Source organism: Ligilactobacillus sp. Marseille-Q7487, from assembly GCF_949152225.1.
Classification (GTDB): Bacteria; Bacillota; Bacilli; order Lactobacillales; family Lactobacillaceae; genus Ligilactobacillus.
This window is the reverse complement of the sequence record NZ_CASCJC010000001.1, coordinates 564,909-585,922: the sequence shown is the minus strand read 5'-3', so window position 1 is coordinate 585,922 and position 21,014 is coordinate 564,909. Positions and strand designations below refer to the sequence as shown.

Annotated in this window: 17 protein-coding genes and 1 pseudogene; 3 read left to right on the top strand and 15 right to left on the bottom strand. The window is 33.6% G+C overall.

Translation table 11 applies throughout. The features are described 5' to 3' along the window. Positions 1 to 313: 313 nt before the first annotated feature. From QM017_RS02855 to QM017_RS02805, 11 genes and pseudogenes are all read right to left on the bottom strand, one after another. Positions 314 to 2,215 carry a GGDEF domain-containing protein gene (locus QM017_RS02855; protein WP_282708803.1) on the bottom strand — a complete coding sequence of 634 codons (1,902 nt, stop codon included), beginning with the start codon at positions 2,213 to 2,215 and terminating at the stop codon, positions 314 to 316. A 9-nt stretch (positions 2,216 to 2,224) separates the two neighbouring features. Further along, a complete protein-coding gene (locus QM017_RS02850; protein WP_282709548.1) occupies positions 2,225 to 2,638 on the bottom strand; it encodes a PilZ domain-containing protein in 414 nt (137 codons plus the stop codon). Positions 2,639 to 3,022: 384 nt separating this feature from the next. Beyond that, positions 3,023 to 3,784: pseudogene (locus QM017_RS02845) on the bottom strand (cellulose synthase catalytic subunit); the annotation flags it as partial. Positions 3,785 to 3,811: 27 nt separating this feature from the next. Then, positions 3,812 to 4,195, bottom strand: a complete 384-nt coding sequence (locus QM017_RS02840; RefSeq protein ID WP_282708802.1) for a hypothetical protein — start codon at positions 4,193 to 4,195, stop codon at positions 3,812 to 3,814. A gap of 183 nt (positions 4,196 to 4,378) precedes the next feature. Next, a complete protein-coding gene (ftsX, locus tag QM017_RS02835) occupies positions 4,379 to 5,266 on the bottom strand; it encodes a permease-like cell division protein FtsX (RefSeq protein ID WP_178195871.1) in 888 nt (295 codons plus the stop codon). Beyond that, positions 5,247 to 5,942, bottom strand: a complete 696-nt coding sequence (gene ftsE, locus QM017_RS02830) for a cell division ATP-binding protein FtsE (RefSeq protein ID WP_178195763.1) — start codon at positions 5,940 to 5,942, stop codon at positions 5,247 to 5,249. The genes ftsX and ftsE overlap by 20 nt, the downstream gene beginning before the upstream one ends. Before the next feature lie 159 nt (positions 5,943 to 6,101). Continuing rightward, a protein-coding gene (gene prfB / locus QM017_RS02825) for a peptide chain release factor 2 (RefSeq protein ID WP_178195765.1) occupies positions 6,102 to 7,212 on the bottom strand; the annotation gives its coding sequence in 2 pieces (ribosomal slippage) (positions 6,102 to 7,139 and positions 7,141 to 7,212; 1,110 coding nt in all). 64 nt (positions 7,213 to 7,276) lie between these two features. After that, positions 7,277 to 9,640, bottom strand: a complete 2,364-nt coding sequence (gene secA / locus QM017_RS02820; protein ID WP_178195767.1) for a preprotein translocase subunit SecA — start codon at positions 9,638 to 9,640, stop codon at positions 7,277 to 7,279. Between the two features lie 243 nt (positions 9,641 to 9,883). Continuing rightward, positions 9,884 to 10,444, bottom strand: a complete 561-nt coding sequence (raiA, locus tag QM017_RS02815) for a ribosome-associated translation inhibitor RaiA (protein ID WP_178195769.1) — start codon at positions 10,442 to 10,444, stop codon at positions 9,884 to 9,886. Positions 10,445 to 10,720: 276 nt separating this feature from the next. Next, entirely contained in the window at positions 10,721 to 11,413 is a 693-nt protein-coding gene (locus QM017_RS02810) for a phosphoribosyltransferase family protein (protein ID WP_282708800.1), read from the bottom strand. Next, positions 11,406 to 12,740 (bottom strand): DEAD/DEAH box helicase family protein, encoded by a 1,335-nt coding sequence (locus QM017_RS02805; RefSeq protein WP_282708799.1) that lies wholly within the window; start codon positions 12,738 to 12,740, stop codon positions 11,406 to 11,408. The genes QM017_RS02810 and QM017_RS02805 overlap by 8 nt, the downstream gene beginning before the upstream one ends. Before the next feature lie 93 nt (positions 12,741 to 12,833). Between QM017_RS02805 and QM017_RS02800 the strand changes: the two genes are divergently transcribed. Beyond that, positions 12,834 to 13,472 (top strand): YigZ family protein, encoded by a 639-nt coding sequence (locus QM017_RS02800; RefSeq protein ID WP_282708797.1) that lies wholly within the window; start codon positions 12,834 to 12,836, stop codon positions 13,470 to 13,472. Between the two features lie 98 nt (positions 13,473 to 13,570). Here QM017_RS02800 and QM017_RS02795 read toward each other — a convergent pair whose 3' ends face one another. The 3 genes from QM017_RS02795 to groES form a co-directional block, all read right to left on the bottom strand. Then, a complete protein-coding gene (locus QM017_RS02795) occupies positions 13,571 to 14,680 on the bottom strand; it encodes an MraY family glycosyltransferase (protein WP_178195777.1) in 1,110 nt (369 codons plus the stop codon). Positions 14,681 to 14,958: 278 nt separating this feature from the next. Beyond that, complete coding sequence (groL, locus tag QM017_RS02790) at positions 14,959 to 16,575, bottom strand: chaperonin GroEL (protein WP_178195779.1); 1,617 nt, start codon at positions 16,573 to 16,575, stop codon at positions 14,959 to 14,961. Between the two features lie 33 nt (positions 16,576 to 16,608). Then, positions 16,609 to 16,893 carry a co-chaperone GroES gene (gene groES / locus QM017_RS02785; protein ID WP_178195781.1) on the bottom strand — a complete coding sequence of 95 codons (285 nt, stop codon included), beginning with the start codon at positions 16,891 to 16,893 and terminating at the stop codon, positions 16,609 to 16,611. A gap of 250 nt (positions 16,894 to 17,143) precedes the next feature. On the opposite strand from groES, the gene QM017_RS02780 reads away from it, so the two are divergent. After that, positions 17,144 to 17,779, top strand: a complete 636-nt coding sequence (locus tag QM017_RS02780; protein ID WP_282708796.1) for a type II CAAX endopeptidase family protein — start codon at positions 17,144 to 17,146, stop codon at positions 17,777 to 17,779. A gap of 33 nt (positions 17,780 to 17,812) precedes the next feature. Here QM017_RS02780 and QM017_RS02775 read toward each other — a convergent pair whose 3' ends face one another. After that, positions 17,813 to 18,451 carry a redox-sensing transcriptional repressor Rex gene (locus tag QM017_RS02775; protein WP_178195785.1) on the bottom strand — a complete coding sequence of 213 codons (639 nt, stop codon included), beginning with the start codon at positions 18,449 to 18,451 and terminating at the stop codon, positions 17,813 to 17,815. Positions 18,452 to 19,047: 596 nt separating this feature from the next. Here QM017_RS02775 and QM017_RS02770 point away from each other — a divergent pair. Further along, positions 19,048 to 20,997: an ABC-F family ATP-binding cassette domain-containing protein gene (locus QM017_RS02770; RefSeq protein ID WP_282708795.1), complete on the top strand. Its 1,950-nt coding sequence runs from the start codon at positions 19,048 to 19,050 to the stop codon at positions 20,995 to 20,997. The last annotated feature ends 17 nt before the right edge of the window (positions 20,998 to 21,014 follow it).

The window sequence follows — 21,014 nt, the reverse complement described above, 5'->3', positions numbered from 1 at the left end:
GAAAAAGGTTCAACTATCTACCAAGAAGATGAACAGATGTTGAAACAATTTTCGGAGATATGAAGGATAATTTTGGCGTGCGCCGAGTACGCGTTAGAGGTGAAAAAGCAGTTCGAAATGAATTAGGATTACTACTTCTGGCGATTAACATATCAAAATTATGGCATTTATTCCAAAAAAGAGGGATAAAATCCCTAAAAAAACGAACCAAAAATAGACATAATAGAAAAATGGCTGATCAAATTTCATTTTTAGAAATTCAATCAGCTATTCTTATGTCCAGACTGGTACCTTTTTCTCAATCCCTTTAAAACTAGATTATATAAAAATTATTTTTACCATGCTTTTTAGCATAATACATTGCCTCATCGGCTTTTTGGTATAAACTATCTATATCATCGAATTGAGGTATGATATAAGCTGCTCCAATACTAACTGTTAAATTAACATTATGATATTTTGCAAATAATTTTTCATTGACAACCTTTAAAAAATTAGTCAATTTCTTTTCTAATAGTTGTTTTTCGATGGCATGCGTCAAAACAACCACGAATTCATCGCCACCTAATCTGACCTTAACGGCATCATTCCCAAATTGAGCACGCAAAATATCGGCAAATTCTTTTAGTAAAATGTCGCCTTGTAAGTGTCCAAATTGGTCATTAATTTCCTTGAAATTGTCCATATCCATAAATAAGATAATTCCTTGAGGATCTTTTTGTTTAATAATATTAGTAAGCTTTTTGATTAGCATCTTACGGTTATATAATTTAGTCAACGAATCCAAATAATTTTCATTTTGTGCCTTTTGTAAGGTTGCTTTTAAATTTTCTTTAATATTTTGCTCTTCAGTAACATCTTCAAAAAAAGTATACGATATCTGTTTTGAATAAGTATGATGTCCTAACAAAGTTTTACCATCAACAGTTTTAAAAATGCTGCTATTTTCGATTTTTGCATTTTCATCTGGTAATTCATTTAAGCGTTGTCCCTCTTTTTTCAATTGTTCTTTAAGTTTCACAACACATTCTTCTTCGCTTATACCTAGCAAGTTAGGTAAATTTTTAGAATAATATAGTTGATTAAGTTCGCGATAATACTCATACGCACCAAAGTTATCACCTAAAAGCGAAACTACACTAGATAAATGTTCATTTTTAGTTCCAATTACATTAATTAACTTGCTCAAATTTTGAGCCAGGCCATTTAATTCAGGTGTATGATAGTTAGAAAATTTCACGTTGTAACCTTGACAAAAACGTTTCGTCAAGAAATTTAAAGATTCAATATCTTTTAAAACCAACCGATCCATCATAAAGTAAACCACTAATAATGCAACCAATAACAAAATTAGCATGAAAAAAATGACATTGCCTAATTGTCCCAAGATTTTTTGCTCGATTTTATTTAGCTGTGATGTATATACAAAATACTTATCGGCATATTTTTTTGCTACCATCAACACCTTTTTTTGATTAAATTCAACAATAATCGGATTTTTGGTTGCCTTTTTGACCTGTTTTAATCGATTGTCAATATTTACTTTTTGTGTATTATTCCAAGAAAGTGCTAACAGCTTATTGTTTTCATTTAACACAAACAATGTACGGCTAGCCTGTGTGGGAATTGCTTTGGTCAACTGTTTTAAAGTTGCTTGACGTTGATAGCTTTGCCATTCACTATAAGGGATTTGCAGCTGCATGCTAGTTGTAGCACTCAATTTGCACACTAAATAAATAGTCTTTTGTTTCGTTACAGGATCTTTACCATTCAAATCTAGTATATATTTTTTAGCTGCATTATTCATTAATTGCCTAAGTTCACCTATTTGTAACAATTTCAACCCAATATTTTGCGGTTGACTACTTTGTACAACAACTGCATGCTCATTTAAGATATTAATTATCTGTATTCCTAAAAAATTTAAAGTTTCTTGCCATTGATTGGTATTTAATTGGGCTAAATTCTTTTCATTTGTAATTATTTGGGCTATCTGTACCCGTTTAAAATAATCTTTTGCAAATAAATTGCGTGCTTGTTTTTGATATTTTTCAAGCATCTGATAATTTTGAATTGACTGCTTAACTGTCACTTCTAGATTTTTAATTTCTGCATGAAACTCCGTATTGCGTAAATAAGTACTAAAAAATACTTGTAAGCAAATTATCAAAAGTCCCATAATAAGTGTCAATCTTACTAAGATTTTCTTTCGCATTTTGCCACCTTATTTCACACTTCTCAACTTTTTATGTTTAATAATCCAAGAAAAAAGTACTCTAAACATCCGATTTTTTTTAATCGGTTGAACAATTTGAGTTGATTTTTGTGCATAGGTCTGTGTAATCAAATAACTATATTGTTGCTTAGTTACAGTAGTAAATTTACAACCTATATAGACATCTTTTTGTTGTTCAGTAATTGTTATTCTTTGTGTTTCAAAAGCAATTTTTTGATCATCTATTAATAGCCATCCACTTAATTTTTGCTGCTTAGTACTATAATTTATTAATTTTATATGTGCGCCGTATTCACTTAAATCAACAACAAAAGCTTCAATTAGTTGTTGATTATCAAGTTGAACCTTAGCTTTTTTTTGGACTACAAATCTTTCAGCTTTACGGTAACGTGGACGTTCCATACACATAAACAAAGCCAATGTAATACTAAATAAATTATAGATTGCCCAAAAAATATTAAGATAGATACTATTTTCCTCAATACTCGAAGGTAAACCTAACAAAATCAAAATAGCTTTTATTATTCCATATAATGACAATATCCATATTATAAATAACGGCCAAGCTAAACGCCAGTTATAGTACCAGTGTTTGGTATTTATCCCTTTGTTAGTAACCACAAACTTATCATGCTTTTTAAAAAATACTTCGGCTAAAATTGCCTTTGACATATGAACAGAAAGCGATGTTTCATATAAATTGCTCACAAATAATGACTGCTTACCTTTAGCAATCAAATCAAAAGAAAGATGTGACGCAATAAAAGTTGGACCCCAAAACCATACTAAAGTAGTAAATTCAACATTCATACACAAAACACCAAAGCATAAATAACAAACAGGAGCCAATATAAAAATTAATTTTTTTAAGCCATAAAACCAATATAAGATACCATCTATATAAAAAATACGCTGAATTAAACTTAGTCCTTTGATTTTTAAGGGATTCCATTTACGCAAAACCTGAATATTGCCACGTCCCCAGCGATCACGTTGACTTACCATGTCTGCAAAACTTTCTGGTTGCAATCCGCTTGCTAAATTTTCTGAAAGTGCATAAGCATGCCAACCTCTACTGTGCAATAACATACCTGTAGCCATATCTTCGGTAATTACACCAACACTAAAACCACCAATATCCTCTAACGCTTTACGTCTAAATAAAGCATTTGAGCCAATAAACATAACGGCATTAAAATAATCTTTATGTTGCTGAATATCGCGCATGAAAAAATCTTGATCAGAACCTAATTCTTCAGCAGCAAATAAGTTAAATTGATAAGGATCCTCATTATAAAAGGTTTGTGGTGCTTGAATAAAGGCTAGTTTAGGATTACTAAAATAACCAACCATACGCATGAGCATATCTTGTCTTGGAATCATATCCGCATCTAAAATCAAGATCAACTCACCATCTGTAATACTCAATGCATTATTTAAATTTCCTGCTTTAGCATGTTCATGAGTTTTGCGTGTGATATGTGTCGCTCCATATTCTGCACATATTTTTTTAACACTTAAGCGACTTCCATCATCACAAACATAAACATTAACCTTACTTTTATCCGGATAATCCTATAGTGTTGCTGCTACAAGCGTACGTTTCAAAATATCAATACTTTCATTATAAGTTGCAATATAAACATCAATACTTGGTAATTCAGATAAATCATCAACTGTTTTTAGCGGACGTTTAAAATCTTTAGAAAATAAAAAATAAAATACTGCCGAATTTGCAAATCCTAACCATTCAGCTGCTAATAACAATATCCCTACAATTAAACTTGCTATACTTGACGTTGGTAACGTATAAAACGTTCTCCAAATCAAGTAAATTCCTGTAGTAATAAGCATCACTAACATCAAACCTAGCTTCATAAAGCGATACTTATGTCCGCCAAAATATAAAATAAAAATCAAGCTAATTACAATTAACTCAAAATAAAAATATTTGTCCATTTTTAATAACAGTCCTTAAATTTTTTTCGTTATCTAATTGTAACTAACTTTTGCCATTTTTGATATTAACTTGCTTGGAATATTTAAATTCATTTTGCGTCTATAAATTAAACTTATATTAAATAAAAAAAGGTTCTTATCAACGATTAAATATCGCTAACAAGAGCCTTTTTATTTACTATTTTATAGTTTCAAGAAGCGTCGCATCGAAATTCCTGCTCCTAATGCCCCGATTATCAAACCAATCAATGCCATTAACAAATCGATTTCAAACAAGAAAACATGTGGTGCAATTAAATGATAACTTGTGCCTCGCAAAGAATCTGAAAGAATCCCATAAGCCCAAATATACCCCACGTCAACAACGATTATGGGTAAAATTGCACCTAACAAACCAGTCCAAGCCCCTTCAAGAATAAAAGGCCAACGAATAAAGCTATTTGTAGCACCTACGAGTCGCATAATTTGAATTTCATCTTTACGTGAAAAAATCGCAATCCGAATTGTATTAGAAATTAAAAAGACAGCTACAAATAAAAGTAATAAACTAATCAAAATCCCCCAACGTTGAATGTTGGCAACAACTTTAAAGAGCTTCTTAGCAGATGCTCCGCCATATTTAGTATCATAAACATTGCGGAGTTTCTTAGCCTGCTTAGCAACTTTTAATGTCATCTCAGGAGAACTTGCTTGAACGACAAACACATCATAAAGTGGATTGTCGTCTCCCTTAAAGAGATTAAATTCTTTTCCATAAGTTCCAACAACATTTTCTAATTCTTGCTTACGACTAGAAAATTTGATATCTTCTACACCATCAATTTTGGCTAATTTCTTTTTCAATACCGCTTGTTGTTCTTTATTTGTTCCACGATCGATAACTACTCGAACCTGGACATCATTTTGAATATCATTTGCAACTTTATTGACGTTAAAGATAATCGACAACAATACACCAACTAACAACAACGTCACGGTTACCGCACCAATAGCGGCTATTGACATCCTTGTATTACGCTTTAAACTCTTTAAACTTTCGATCAAGTGGCGTTTAATTGTTTGTTTCTTCATCTTCATACAAACCTCCTTCTTGATCACGAACGATTTTACCACCAGAAATTTCTAAAACTCTATGACGGTACTCGTTAACAATATGGCTATTATGCGTCGCCATAACAATAGTCGTTCCTTGTTTATTGATTTTTTCTAAAATATCCATGATAATCTCAGCATTTTCAGGATCAAGATTTCCGGTTGGTTCATCGGCAATTAAAATCCCCGGACGATTTGCAATTGCACGTGCAATTGCAACACGTTGTTGTTCACCACCTGAAAGCTCATTAGGAAAGCTATTTTGTTTTTTGTCTAGTCCAACTAATTCCAATACATGGACTACACGTTTTTGAATCTCATCAGGAGATTTTTCGATAACTTCAAGTGCATAAGCTACGTTTTCAAAAACCGTCAAGCGTGGAAGCAACTTAAAGTCTTGAAAAACAATTCCAAGTTCTCTTCTGAAGTGTGGAATTTCATAATTTTTAATACTTTCCAAACAATATGCATTAACTTGAATATGACCAGAAGTAGGTTTTTCTTCGCGATACATCATCTTAATAAAAGTTGATTTTCCTGCTCCACTTGGTCCAACAACATAAACAAAATCACCCTGGTTAATTTTGACTGATAATCCATTAATTGCTGATACGTTATTAGGATATGTTTTATAAACATTTTTATATTCAATCACGATTTATGCCACGCCATATCATCTTACAATATGGCTTTTCCTTTCCAAAGTTTAATACTAACTTTATCGACAATGTTAATTATAGCAATTATTCCAACTATTAAGATTGCACTAACTTTACAAAATCGTTTCATTTCAGTGGCTTTTGTTGCAGTCGCTTTATTGTGGATTTTGTTTTTGTAACTTCCATTGCAAATAAGCATTAATAAAACCATCTAAATCGCCATCCATAACTGCTTGAACATTTCCTGTTTCAAAATTAGTACGATGATCTTTAACCATCGAATATGGATGGAAAACATACGAACGAATTTGTGAGCCCCAACCAATATCAAGTTGTTCACCTTGAATTGCAGCACGTTTCTTTTCTTGCTCTTCCATTTCAATTTGATATAACTTAGAACGTAACATACTTTCAGCTGTTGCTCTATTTTGAAATTGCGAACGTTGTGCTTGACTAGAAACAACTATTCCTGTTGGAATGTGAATCAATCTTACCGCAGATGAAGTTTTGTTAATATGCTGTCCTCCAGCACCACTCGCACGGAAAACCTCCATCTTAATATCTTCTGGTCTTAATTCAATTTCAACATCATCATCAAGTTCTGGCATTACATTGACTGAAGCAAATGAAGTATGCCGTCTTCCTGCTGAATCAAACGGTGAAATCCGCACTAGTCGATGTACTCCACGTTCACTGCGCAAATAACCATAAGCATTTAGGCCTTCAATCATTAAGGTCACACTTTTAATTCCCGCTTCATCACCTACTTGATAATCCAAAACATCCACTTTGAATCCATGTTGTTCAGCCCAACGTTGATACATGCGTAAAAGCATCGAACCCCAATCTTGTGACTCGGTTCCACCAGCACCAGGATGAATTTCTACAATAGCATTATCCTTATCATACTTTTCATTAAATAAAAGACTCATCTGATAAGCCTGTAACTTTTGGGATAACAAATCATATTGTTGAGCTAATTCTTCCATAATATTTGAGTCTTCTTGGGCCATTTCTAACAAAATTTCTAGCTCTTCAACCCCTTCACTTAATTGGTGAAAGTTTTCATATTTATTTTTTAATTCATTATTTTCATTAATTAATTTTTGTGCAGCTTGTTGATCATTCCAAAAATCAGGTTCAGCCATTTTTTGTTCGTTTTCTGCAATATTAGCTTCCAGACCTTCTAAGTCAAAGAGACCCCCTAAAGTCTGAAATTTTATCATTCATCTGTGTAATTTCGCGTTTGTAATCACTGTATTCCATGATAAACTATCTCCTTTAATAAAAACGGACCAAAGCTTTGGGCCCTAGTCCATTTTCAGACTTATTAACGTTTAATGTTTTGACGAATTTCAGCTTTCAAGAATAAACGTGAAACGTCATATTCAATATCACCAATCATTTGTTCAAACATTTGATAACCATCAGATTGATATTCAACCAATGGATTTAATTGCCCATAACCACGCAAACCAATCGATTGACGTAATTGATCCATCTCATCGATATGATCTGTCCAACGAGAGTCAACAACACGTAAAATAACAACTTTTTCAAATTCTAACATTTGACTAGCATCATAAAGTTGTTTTGTCTTCATTGCATAGTTGCTTTCTGCTCGTTGCATCAAGTAATCGATTAATTCTTGTTGGCTCTTACCTGTTAAATCACCGATAGTAATACTATCTTCATTAACCATAACAGCAATTGCAAAATCTAAGATTCCATTTAAATCCCATGCACTCTTATCGCCTTGTGTATGCATTTGCACGGTATGTTCTACCGTACGCTTAATCATAGACATGATAACATCTTTTAAGGAATTTTCTTCTAAAATAACTTGTTGACGTTGCTTGTAGATAACTTCACGTTGAGCACGCATAACATCATCGTATTGTAAAACTTGCTTACGTGTATCATAGTTATTACCTTCCACACGTTTTTGTGCAGATTCAACTTGACGTGAAATCATCTTAGATTGAATAACCGCATCTTCATCTGCAACTTTCATCTTTTCTAAAAACATCTTGATTCTTTCAGAACCAAAACGCAACATCAAATCATCTTCCAATGAAAGATAAAATTGTGTTACACCAGGATCACCTTGACGTCCTGAACGTCCACGTAACTGATTATCAATACGACGTGATTCATGACGTTCAGTCCCAATAACTGCTAAACCACCTAGTTCTTTAACACCAGGTCCTAATTTAATATCAGTACCACGACCAGCCATGTTAGTTGCAATCGTAACTGCACCACGTTGACCAGCATTCATAATAATTTCTGCTTCACGTGCATGATTTTTAGCATTCAATACAGCATGTGCAATACCTGCTTGATCAAGTAAGTGAGATAACAATTCAGACGTTTCAACAGCTACAGTACCTACCAAGATTGGTTGACCAGCTTGATGACGTGTCTTGATATCTTCAACTACTGCCATAAACTTACTCTTCAATGTTGGATAAAGTAAATCTGGACGGTCATCACGAATTACAGGTCTATTAGTTGGCACGCTAATAACATCCATGTTGTAAATTTCACGGAATTCTTCTTGTTCGGTCTTAGCAGTACCGGTCATTCCTGCTAGCTTTTTATACATTCTAAAAAAGTTTTGATAAGTGATGTTAGCCATTGTCTTCGTTTCTTCTTCGATATCAACACGTTCTTTAGCTTCGATTGCTTGGTGCAAACCATCAGAATAACGACGTCCATCCATGATACGACCAGTAAATTGATCAACGATTAAAACTTCGCCTTCTTGAACAACATAGTCTTTATCACGAATCATAATGTAATTAGCACGTAATGCATTATCTAAATGATGATTTAATGCAGTGTTATCTGGATCATAGAGATTTTCTAATCCAAAGTATTGTTCTGCTTTTTGAATACCTTCTTCAGTTAAAGAAACAGTTTTAGATTCTAAATCAATCTTATAGTCAGCTTCGTTTGTTAATGTCTTGGCAAAACGGTCTGTACGAATATAAAGTGTTGTCGTTCCAGTCGCTTGGCCTGAAATAATCAATGGAGTTCTAGCTTCATCAATTAAAATAGAGTCAACTTCATCGACAATCACAAAATTCAATGGACGTTGCACCATGTCTTCTTTGTAGACAACCATGTTATCGCGTAAATAATCAAAACCTAGCTCACTGTTAGTCGAATAAGTAATATCGGCTGCATACGCTTCACGTTTTTCTTCAGGGCTCTTACTTGCAATGTTTAAACCTACACTCAGACCTAACCAATTATACAATTCACCCATCTCTGTTGCATCACGGTCTGCCAAATATTCATTAACCGTAACAACATGAACACCTTCACCTGCAAGAGCATTTAAATAAACTGGCATCGTTGCTGTCAAAGTTTTACCTTCACCAGTCTTCATTTCAGGAATATTACCTTCATGTAAGATGATTCCCCCAATGATTTGTACACGATATGGATACAAACCTAAAACACGACGCGCAGCTTCACGCGCTACTGCAAAGGCTTCAGGTAAAATATCATCTAAGGTTGCGCCATCTTGATAACGTTGCTTTAATTCTGGAGTTTTTGCTTGTAATTCTTCATCAGATAAGGACTCCATCGTACTTGCATACGCTTCAACCTTATCTGCGATTTTTCCTAAACGGTTGAGTTCGCGCTTATCACTTTCAACCCATTTTTTTAAGACATTCGCCATGTCATAATTCCTTTCTATGCTATCACAAAAATTAAACTTTAAATAATTACTAATTCTAGTATACCAAACTACATTTTATCATTATTTATTAAGAATTAAAACTATCTATAATAAGTTTTCTTTTTTTCTAACCACTATATTACCATAGCATATTAACACTATTACGTTTATATCAAAAATTAGTATTTTTTTTAGAATAAAAATGCTCGAACATTTTGTCCGAGCATTTTTATTAATCATTTCTTAATCTTCATCGCTTGCTTCAATCAAACCATAGCGTCCATCACGACGACGATAAACAATGTTAATCCCTTGAGTTTCAGCATCTTCATAAATAAAGAAATTATGTCCCAACATTTCCATTTGTAAGACAGCTTCTTCACTATCCATTGGTTTTAAAGCGACACTCTTAGTTCTAACAATTTCAATTTTATCGTCTTTTTTCTCTTCAACAGGAGCAATCTCTTCAGCTACAAAATCAAATGATTTATAACCTTTTTCACGAGATTTACGGTTCAATTTAGTTTTATGCTTTCTAATTTGACGTTCCAATTTATCGGTCACTAAATCGATGCTTGCATACATATCAGGCGAGGTTTCTTCTGCTCGCAATACCAGATATGGCAACGGAATTGTCACCTCCACCTTGGCATTTTTATCCGTGTAAACCTTTAAGTTTACATGAGCCGTTGAACTGGATGTATCAGTAAAATATTTTTCAAGCTTATAAAGCTTCTTTTCAACATATTCTCTGATTGCGCCAGTAACTTCGATATTTTCACCACGAACATTTATTTTTAACATGGTAAACCTCTCCTTTCACGACTAAATACAGTCGCAACTACACTTATATAGTTTGGTATTTTTTAATACCTTTTCTATACTTCTATTATAATAGAAAACGATTAAATTAACAAATATTTCCACCTAATTTCGACAATTTTTTCGATATATTAAAACGTGTTTTTTTATTTATTTTATATACTAAAAAACGCATAAAAGGTTGTTTTACAAAAAATAACGTATTAAAAATCAACAAAAAAGTTTTATCCTAACCTTGTGAAGCGTTTACAATTTTTTTTAACGTGCTAAAGTAATTGATTTAATCATGCCTGCATTATGTTGTCTTAACAGATTTGCTGCATGATATAACGTCCGTCCAGTAGTGTAAATATCATCTAGTAAAACAACATTTTGCTGCTTTAAATCAATTGGTCCTATATAAATAAAAGGTTGTTCAGTCAGCATTCGTTGCTTCCTTGTTTTATGTGATTGTTTCTTGCGCTCTTTTATCTCTTTAAATGCTACTAATTCTGTCAACTTAAAACCTTTACATAGTCCTATAACCTGATTAAATCCCCTCGTTTGATAGGTTTGTTTATCAACTGGTATTGGACAATATATATAATCTTTGGAATAATTTTGTAAAACAAAACGACTAAATTGCTCTTGAAAAACTAAGCGCCAACGATAATCTCCCATAAATTTATAGCGTTCAATATAATCTTTCATCATATTTTGGTTGTATACATACAAAGCTTTATTGTTCAAGAGTTCGAGCCCCATTTTTTGCCAACGCTGACAATCCTTACATAAATCATTTGTTTCCTGCTTACGACCACAGCCTGGACAACAACTCGTTATTTGTAACGATTCAAATTGCGCCAAACATCGCGGACAAACATAAGTTGTCATAATTTTTTGCCATGAAAATAACCATCCAAAACTAAACTTATCAGTCAAATAGCGCCCACATAATAAACAATTAGCCATCATGCAACATCCTTTGTGCTTTTTGATTTAAGTACTTAATTTGCTTAATTGCTCCTTTAATAGTTTTAGTATATTCGTGACAAACAAAATACACATCACCTTTAGGTCGTTGTAAACTTCGCCCTGCCCGTCCAGCAATTTGAACCAAAGCAGATAGACTAAAGACTTCATCATCAGCTCCCAAAATTAAAATATTTAAGCGTGCAAAAGTTACCCCACGCTCTAAAATTGTAGTTGTAACCAAATATTGAAACTCACCTTGCCGCATCGCCAGGACTTTTTCAATTCGTTGTTCATCATTAGCATAGACCGTTTGCCCCTTTAGTGTTGGAAATAAATTTTGCATTGCTTCAAATACAGGTTGTAGTAAAGAAATGCGTGGCACAAAAAGCAAAAATGGTTCTTGGCGTTTAATCCAGTTGGCTAAAATTTTATCTAAATGTGCTAATTTATGCTTACCTTGTAACTTTTCTTGCCAATTAGGGCGCAATAATACTTTGGCTTGCGGTAATGGATGCGTATGAAAACGCATCGGTAAATAACTAACGCTAAACTCATGACGCTTGATTTTAGCTTGTAAATCTTTATCTGGTGTAGCTGTTAAATATAGCAAGGCTCCATCTACTTTTAATGCTTGCTTGGTTGCATATTCTAATTGTCGATTATGCACGAAAGGAAATGCATCAACCTCATCAATGATTAAAAGATCAAAGGCATGATAAAAACGTAAAAGCTGATGCGTCGTAGAAATAACTAATTGGGTGTAGCGATAGCTTTGATTAGCTGAACCATGTAATAACTGAATGTCTGTCCTTCCAAAAGCTTGTTGTAATCTGGGATAAAGTTCGTTACATACATCAACTCTAGGTGAAGCTAGACATATTCTTTTTTGTTCTTGCAAATTTTGTGCTAGCAATTCAAACAACATCTCGGTTTTTCCTGCACCAGTAACTGCCCAAAGTAAATGTTTATGACCACTAGTAACGTATTTTTTAAGTTCATTTGAACATTGTTGTTGATACTTGGATAACTTACCTTGCCAAGTTAACACTTCTGAGTTTTCCTTAACAAAAGCGTTAGGTTCATCTACACCGACTAAATAATCAAGTGTACTCATGCGATCTAATAAAATACAACTTGGACAATAATACTGATTATCAGGCAAATAAGCTACTTGCTTAGGCGTTACTTGACCACAACGTAAACAGCGAATCGTTTTTTTCTCTACTTTAATCATGGGATATTTTCGTATCTGTTGATTAACCAACAATTCTTTAGGAACTTGGCTTGCTGGAATGCGCCGTCCATATAATTCAGAAAGTTCCATGCTATCTACCTCCTACTTTAAATACGTAAAAAAGCACATCTTTTTTCAATTTATGGTAGAATTTATCATGAAACTAAAGAAAGGAAAAACAAAATGTCTGATCTATATTTAACAATTAAAGATACAGGAACACATGAAATTGTCATTAAAAAATCGCAGTTTATTTGTAATGTTGCGCGCACTACAACTAAAGAAGAAGCTGAAACATTCATTGAAAAAATCAAAACCCTTCACCGCCAAGCCACACACAATTGTTTTGCATATGTGATTGGACCAAACAATCAAATTAAACGTCAAAGTGATAATGGCGAACCTTCTGGTACAGCTGGCGTCCCTATTTTAGATGTTTTAGAAAAGATGCAACTTCATGATACAACAGTTGTTGTAACCCGTTATTTTGGTGGTATCAAACTAGGAACTGGTGGTTTGATTCGTGCCTACAGTAAGGCAGCTTCAGAGGCAATTAGACACACGGGAATTGTCAAAAAAGTCTTGCAACGCGAGTTAAATTTAAGCCTAAACTATCCTAATCTTGGTAAACTGCAAAACTTCTTAGAAAACAAACAAATTCCTATTACTGACACTATTTATACCGAAAATGTAACAGTTTGTTTTGCGCTTGATAACGATGAAATTGAAACATTTTGTGCTCAAATCACCGAACTTTTCAATGCTCAAATCGATATCACCATTGGAAAAGAAAAATTTCATGAAATTGAAGTCAAACTTTAATTTAGCCCTATCTTACAGGGCTTTTTTGTATAAAAAAGGCTGAATATAACATGCACCCTCTTTACTGGATATCCAGCAAAGAGGGTGCATATCAATACTCAGTCTTTATGTCTTTTATTTTTATATTCATCACTCAAAGATCCGACAGTCAAACGTCTAATCAAATTTAATAAAGGCCGCCGATCTTTGCCGACTAGGCCGATTACTTCAACAAAAATTTCTAGTCCAAACAAGGTCGCAATCGTCAATAAAACAGATCCCCAAAAGCTAGATAGTGGGTAAAGTAACGCAATAAATGAAAAAATCAAGGCAATTCCATAAATCACTAATACTGTTTGCCGATGTGATAGCCCCATTTGCAACAAGCGATGATGTAAATGATGTTTATCTGGTTGAGAAATTGGTTGTTTGTTTAACAGACGCCGTAAAATCGCATATAAAGTATCCGTTATTGGTACCCCCAAGATTACAACGGGAATAATAATCGTAATAAACGTTGCATTTTTTAGTCCATATAGCGAAAACACCGAAATCATAAAGCCGATAAATAAAGCCCCGGTATCGCCTAAATAAATACTAGCTGGATTGAAATTATAAGGTAAAAATCCAACCAATGCAGCGACCAAATTAAACATCATAATCGAAACAAATGTATTTGTTACGTTTAAAAAGAAAAATCCAGTCAATGCACTTGTCGTCAAGGCAATAATAGCAACACCTGTCGCTAATCCATCTAATCCATCAATCAAATTAATCGCATTAGTAATTGCTAAAATCCAAATAATCGTCAATGGTAAACTTAACCACCCTAGATAAACAACACCAAAAAACGGTAAAGTTAAGGTTGTCATACGAACACTAGCGGCAAAATACACGATTAAAGCAGCTAAGGTAATTCCTACTACCTTTTGCCAAGGTTTTAATTCATAAATATCATCTAAGATGCCTGTGGCTAAAATAATACATTCTGCAATGAAAAGCGCACCTAACTGTCCTATTGGAAATTGATTTTTTAGTAAAGTAAAATTAACAACATTAAAAGCGATAAAAATTGCTAAGCCTCCCATAGTTGGCATGGGAGTTTTATTTATTCTACGTGCATTTGGGTTATCAACAGCATTCACCTTAAATGCTAACTTTCTTACAAAAGGTACCAAGATAACCGCAAGTATTGTAGTCACAAAAAGTGACGCAATAACTGTATACATAAATTGTCCTCTTTCTTTTATTAGCAAAACGCGTTTGCTAAAAGGCCTGTAACCTTCACTATGGTATCATTATTATCTTACCATATTTGGACAATTTTGTTATAAATTTTCCATAAAAACTCGCCTATACTTCAAAATTTAAATATGTGTTAATCTTTATTTCTTTAAACAAAGCTTTTTACTAATAAAAAAATAGATGCTCCTTTGTCAATTCAAAGAAACATCCATCTATTAGCTTGTTTTATAAATCAATAATACTAATTGAAAAACTAATTAGCTTACATCATGCCCATTCCAGGATTTGGCATTGGCATTTCTTGTTTTGGTTCTGGCTTATCGGCTACAACTGCTTCGGTTGTTAATAATAAAGCAGAAACAGAAGCGGCGTTTTGTAAAGCAGAACGTGTTACCTTAGTAGGATCAACAATTCCGCATGCAATCATGTCTACCCATTCGTCGGTTGCTGCGTTGTAACCAACACCTGGGTTTTGTTCCTTAAGTTTTTCAACGATTACAGAACCTTCTTTACCAGCATTGATAGCAATTTGACGAACTGGTTCTTCTAAAGCACGTTTAACAATGTTAATCCCAGTTTGCACATCGCCACTTTCCTGTAAAGCTGCAACACTATCAATAACATTTACTAAGGCAGTACCACCACCTGGCACAAAACCTTCTTCAACCGCAGCACGTGTTGCGTTCAAAGCATCTTCAATGCGGTATTTACGTTCTTTTAATTCTGTTTCAGTAGCAGCCCCAACTTTAATAACCGCTACCCCGCCGGCTAATTTAGCCAAACGTTCTTGTAATTTTTCACGATCGAAATCAGAAGTTGTATCTTCAATTTGTTTTTTAATTTGCGCTACACGTTCGCCGATTTGTTCTTTAATACCCGCACCTTCGACGATTGTCGTATTTTCTTTAGTTACAGTCACTTTACCAGCGGAACCTAATTGTTCAATCGTTGTGTCTTTTAATTGTAAACCTAAATCATCCGTAATTACCGTTGCACCAGTTAAGATCGCAATATCTTGTAACATTTCTTTACGACGATCACCAAAACCAGGTGCCTTCACAGCAACCACGTTAAATGTCCCACGAATCTTGTTTAACACTAAGGTTGGTAAGGCTTCGCCATCAACATCATCGGCAATGATCAATAATGGACGACCTTGTTGTACGATGCTTTGTAATAATGGTAAAACTTCTTGAATGTTAGAAATCTTCTTGTCTGTCAACAAGATGTATGGATTTTCTAATTCGGCTTCCATCTTATCTTCGTCAGTTACCATGTATTGTGAAAGATAACCACGGTCAAATTGCATCCCTTCAACAACATCTAAAGAAGTATCAATTCCTTTAGATTCTTCAATTGTAATCACACCATCGTTACCAACACGTTCCATCGCATCAGCAATCAAAGCCCCTGTTTCTTCACTAGCAGAAGAAATTGCGGCGATTTGTGCAATATCACTCTTAGATTCTACGGAATGAGACATTGCATGCAAAGCATCAACAGCTGCTGCGGTAGCTTTTTCAATCCCGATTCTGATTCCAACTGGGTTTGCACCAGCCGTCACATTTTTCATACCTTCATTAACAATTGCTTGAGTTAAAACAGTAGCTGTTGTGGTACCATCACCAGCAATATCATTTGTCTTAGAAGCAACTTCTGCCACAAGCTTTGCACCCATGTTTTCAAAATGATCTTCTAATTCGATGGCCTTAGCAATTGTAACCCCATCGTTTGTAATTGTTGGAGAACCAAAAGATTGTTCTAAAACAACGTTACGACCTTTAGGACCAATTGTTGATTTAACGGTGTTTGCTAATTTATCTACACCGGCTAACATTTTTGAACGTGCATCTTCTGAAAATTTAATTTCTTTTGCCATTTTATTTTCCACCTTATCTAAAATCTAATTATCTTAGTCGACAATTGCAATGATGTCGCCTTCACGTACGACTAAATATTTTTGATCTTCATATTTAACTTCTGTCCCTGCAAATTTGTCAAAGAAAACAACGTCGCCGACTGTCACAGCTGGTGTAACTTTTTGACCATTTTCTAAGACACGACCCGCACCCACAGCAACAACTTTACCAGTTTGTGGTTTTTCTTTAGCATTACTTGCCAAAACAATTCCACCAACTGTTTGTTCTTCTTCTTTTTGAACTTCTAAAATAATTCTATCTCCTAATGGTTTAAGCACTGTAGATCCCTCCATCTTTTTTAGCACTTGCTTAACTAGAGTGCTAACAACTTACAATTACTACTATAATCACTTTCATCCAAAAATGCAAGCTTTTTTTATCACTCTCAAGCGTCGAGTGCTAATTTTTAGCGATAAAGCCTGTTAAATCAAGCTTTTTCATCTGAAAAATAATCTGCTAATTGTAGTCTTTCTTTAATCTTTTACTAAAGAATGCTATAATACAAACAGTTTTTTAGGAGGATTAAAGATGACACTGCAAAAAAATATTTTAGCTTTACTGACAACTTATTTAGGCTTTAATCTGTTAGAACTTTTATGTGGACAATTTATTGCCAATAATGATTTCTTATATCCAATATTAACTATTTTAAATCTTTGCTTGATCATAGTCTTACTAAGCTTAAACCATCACTATCAAGCTTCTAACAAGATTGAGCAAGGTGTTAAAATTAATAAACTAAGATTAAGCTTATTAATTTTAGGCACAAGCATTGGACTTTTTATCGTCCAGACATTTGGACTTTACTTTGAAAATATTTTTTTGCATCAACCTGCCTTTTCACAAAATACCAATCTTTTGATAGCTATTACACAAAAATATCCTTATTATTTAATCGTCATCGTTATTTGTGCTCCAATTTGCGAAGAATTAATCTTTCGTAAAGTTTTATATGGTAACCTAAGTGATTACTTTAATATTGGGCTATGTTTAGTCGCTTCAAGCATGTTATTTAGTGTCGCTCATGGTGATGGGCATTATCTAACCTATTGGTTGATTGGAATGCTTTTGGCACTTTGTTATCGCTATAGTCATACTATTTTAGCGCCGATTTTAGCACATCTAATCATGAACGCTATCGTCTTGTGGCTTAATTTTCAATAAAAAAATTCCCAAGCATGAAAACTTGGGAATTTTTTATTTACCTGGTCCAAAATGATCCAAGAAGTAAACTAATGTTTGTAATTCATTAGTTAAATCAACATTTTGCACCCGAACTGTCTCAGGCACAGTGATACGTAACGGGGTAAAGTTTAAAATACCTTTAACCCCCACTTCGGTTAACTCATCAGTTACCTTTTGCGCAACCGATGAAGGAACGGTTAAGATTACAACTTCAATTTGTTGTACAGTTAATTGTTCTTTCATATCAGACATTGGATAAATTGGAACACCACTTTGAATTGTACCAGTGATTTCTTCATTAATATCAAAGGCCGCACTAATACGCACATTATTGCTTTTATGGAAGTTAAAGTTTAACAACGCATGTCCCAAATTACCGACACCAATTAAGGCTACATTAGTTAGCTTATCTTGATTCAAAGTTTTCTTGAAAAATTCTAGTAAACTTTCAACGTCATAACCATAACCACGTTTCCCTAATGCTCCAAAATATGAAAAGTCTCGTCTGATAGTGGCAGAATCAACCTTAACTGCTTCTGCTAATTCCGTTGAAGAAACACGCTTTTTACCAGAATCAGCCAAAATATTTAAATAACGATAATAAATTGGTAGTCTTTTTGCGGTTGCTTGTGGAATTGTAGCTGCTACCATTCAAACCTAGACTCCTTTCCTATTAAAACTATATACATCAATTTTAACATACGCGTATTTAAATTTGAACTATTCTGCACAAAAAAAATGCCGTCTTATCCCTTTTTTTAAAAACGTTATGTAACTATTTCACAAACTTTCAGAAAAAATTTCGCGCTTTTTTAATCAAGAAAAAATACAAAAAACTTTTTATATTTACAAAAATTTATCAGTTACGCTACTAGCTTTATTTAGTACAAACAATAAACTCAATTACTTAACACGCTTTATCATTTTACAATTGGATATTTAAGTATGATGTAGCATATATCAGCGAAAACTTATTACTATGTCAATTTAATCTAAGCTCTAAAACAATAACATTTTTCATCAAAAATACAAGTCTACTTTTTTTCATTATTTTCAGTATAATAAAAAAGATAGAGTAAAAACTATCTTGACGCCCGTCATGATATAATTAATCTATAATTACAAAAGAATATCTAAAAAAGCGCGACCATGCAAATTTAAGAGATATTGCTGTATCACATTAGCGCAAGTGTAATTTCTAATGGTACACTTATTCATGGCTAAATTAAATAGAAAAGGTGATTTACATGATTTTATTGCAAGTCCAACAAGTTGCACGACATTTTGGTGCAGAGATTTTATTTAAAAATGTTAATTTAGATATTCAAGATAATTCAAAAATTGCTTTAGTTGGGCGCAATGGAGCTGGCAAATCAACGCTCATCAAAATGCTCATTGGACAAACCAAACCCGATGCAGGTAAAATTAGTCAACGCAAAGATTTAACAATTGGCTATCTTGCCCAAAATAGTGAGTTAACCTCAAATAAAACAATTTTTGAAGAAATGTTGAGTGTCTTTGCACATCTTAAAAAAATTGAAGAGCAAATGCACCTACTCGAACAACAAATGGCCCAAGATATTGACCATCATTCAACCAAATATCAACAACTTTTAACACGTTATGATCAATTACAACATGATTTTAAAGAACAAAATGGTTATGGTTATGAAAATGAAATCCGCTCAGTCTTACACGGTTTTCACTTCTATGAAACAGATTATCAACGCTCAATATCTTCTCTATCCGGAGGGCAAAAAACACGTTTAGCTTTAGCAAAGTTACTTTTAGAAAAACGTGATTTATTAATCTTAGACGAACCAACTAACCATCTTGATATTGAAACTTTAACTTGGCTTGAAAATTATCTTCAAAGTTATCAAGGTGCTTTATTAATTGTTTCTCATGACCGTTACTTTTTAGATAAAGTTGTCAACGAAGTTTATGAATTGAGTCAACAAACTTGCCATTACTATAAGGGCAACTACTCTTATTATATTGATGAAAAAGCTGCACGTCTCAAACAACAATGGAAAAATTATGAAAAACAACAAGTCCAAATCAACAAGCTTGAGGATTTTGTTAATCGTAATATTGTACGTGCCTCAACTACTAAACGTGCACAAAGTCGCCGTAAACAACTCGAAAAAATGGAGCGTTTGGAGCGACCTGAGGGTGAGCAAAAAGGTCCTCATTTTAGTTTTGTTCCCAACAAAACTAGCGGTGATGTTGTTTTACAAGTCACAGATGGGGCAATTGGTTATGATGACAAAATTTTAGCAGCTCCTATCAATCTTGATTTGCGTAAACAAAATGTCATGGCAATTGTTGGGCCAAATGGGGTTGGCAAATCAACACTTTTAAAAAGTATTCTAGGCCAAATTCCGTTTATCAAAGGTGAAGCTTTTATTGGAACAAATGTCCAAATTGGTTATTATGACCAAGAACAAAAAAATCTTCATCTCCAAAAAACAGTTTTAAATGAAATCTGGGATGAGCATCCGACAACTCCCGAAAAAGATATTCGCTCGCTTTTAGGTAGCTTTTTATTTAGTGGCGATGATGTTAAAAAAATAGTTCACAGCTTATCTGGTGGGGAAAAAGCACGTCTATTATTAACTAAGCTTGCTATGCAACACGATAACTTTTTATTATTAGATGAACCGACAAACCATTTAGATATCGATAGCAAAGAAGTTTTAGAACTTGCTTTACTCGAATATCCAGGAACCATTTTATTTGTTTCCCATGACCGTTATTTTATCAATAAAATTGCAACTTCAATCCTTGAGATTCAACCAACTGGTTCAACACTTTATTTAGGTGATTATGATTACTACATTGCTAAAAAAGCAGAACAAGAGTTATTAAAAGAACAAAAGTTAATGCAAAATGCACCACTTGCCGAACAATCATTGGTTTCACAGGCAAAAAAAGATTATCAACAAAGTAAAGAAAAACAAAAACAACAGCGTAAATTAGAACGTTTAGTAGCCGAATTAGAAAAACAAGTCGAACAACTTGAAGCTAAAAAACAAAAAATCGAAGAACAAATGGCTGATCCTTTGCTTTTTAACGATGTTCCTAAGCTAACAACACTGCAAACCGAATTGACTAAAACAAATGATCAACTTAGTCAAGTAGAGAATACATGGGAAGAGCATTTGCTTGCTTTAGAAGAATTTTTAAATCAATAAACCAAAAATCGTGAAAC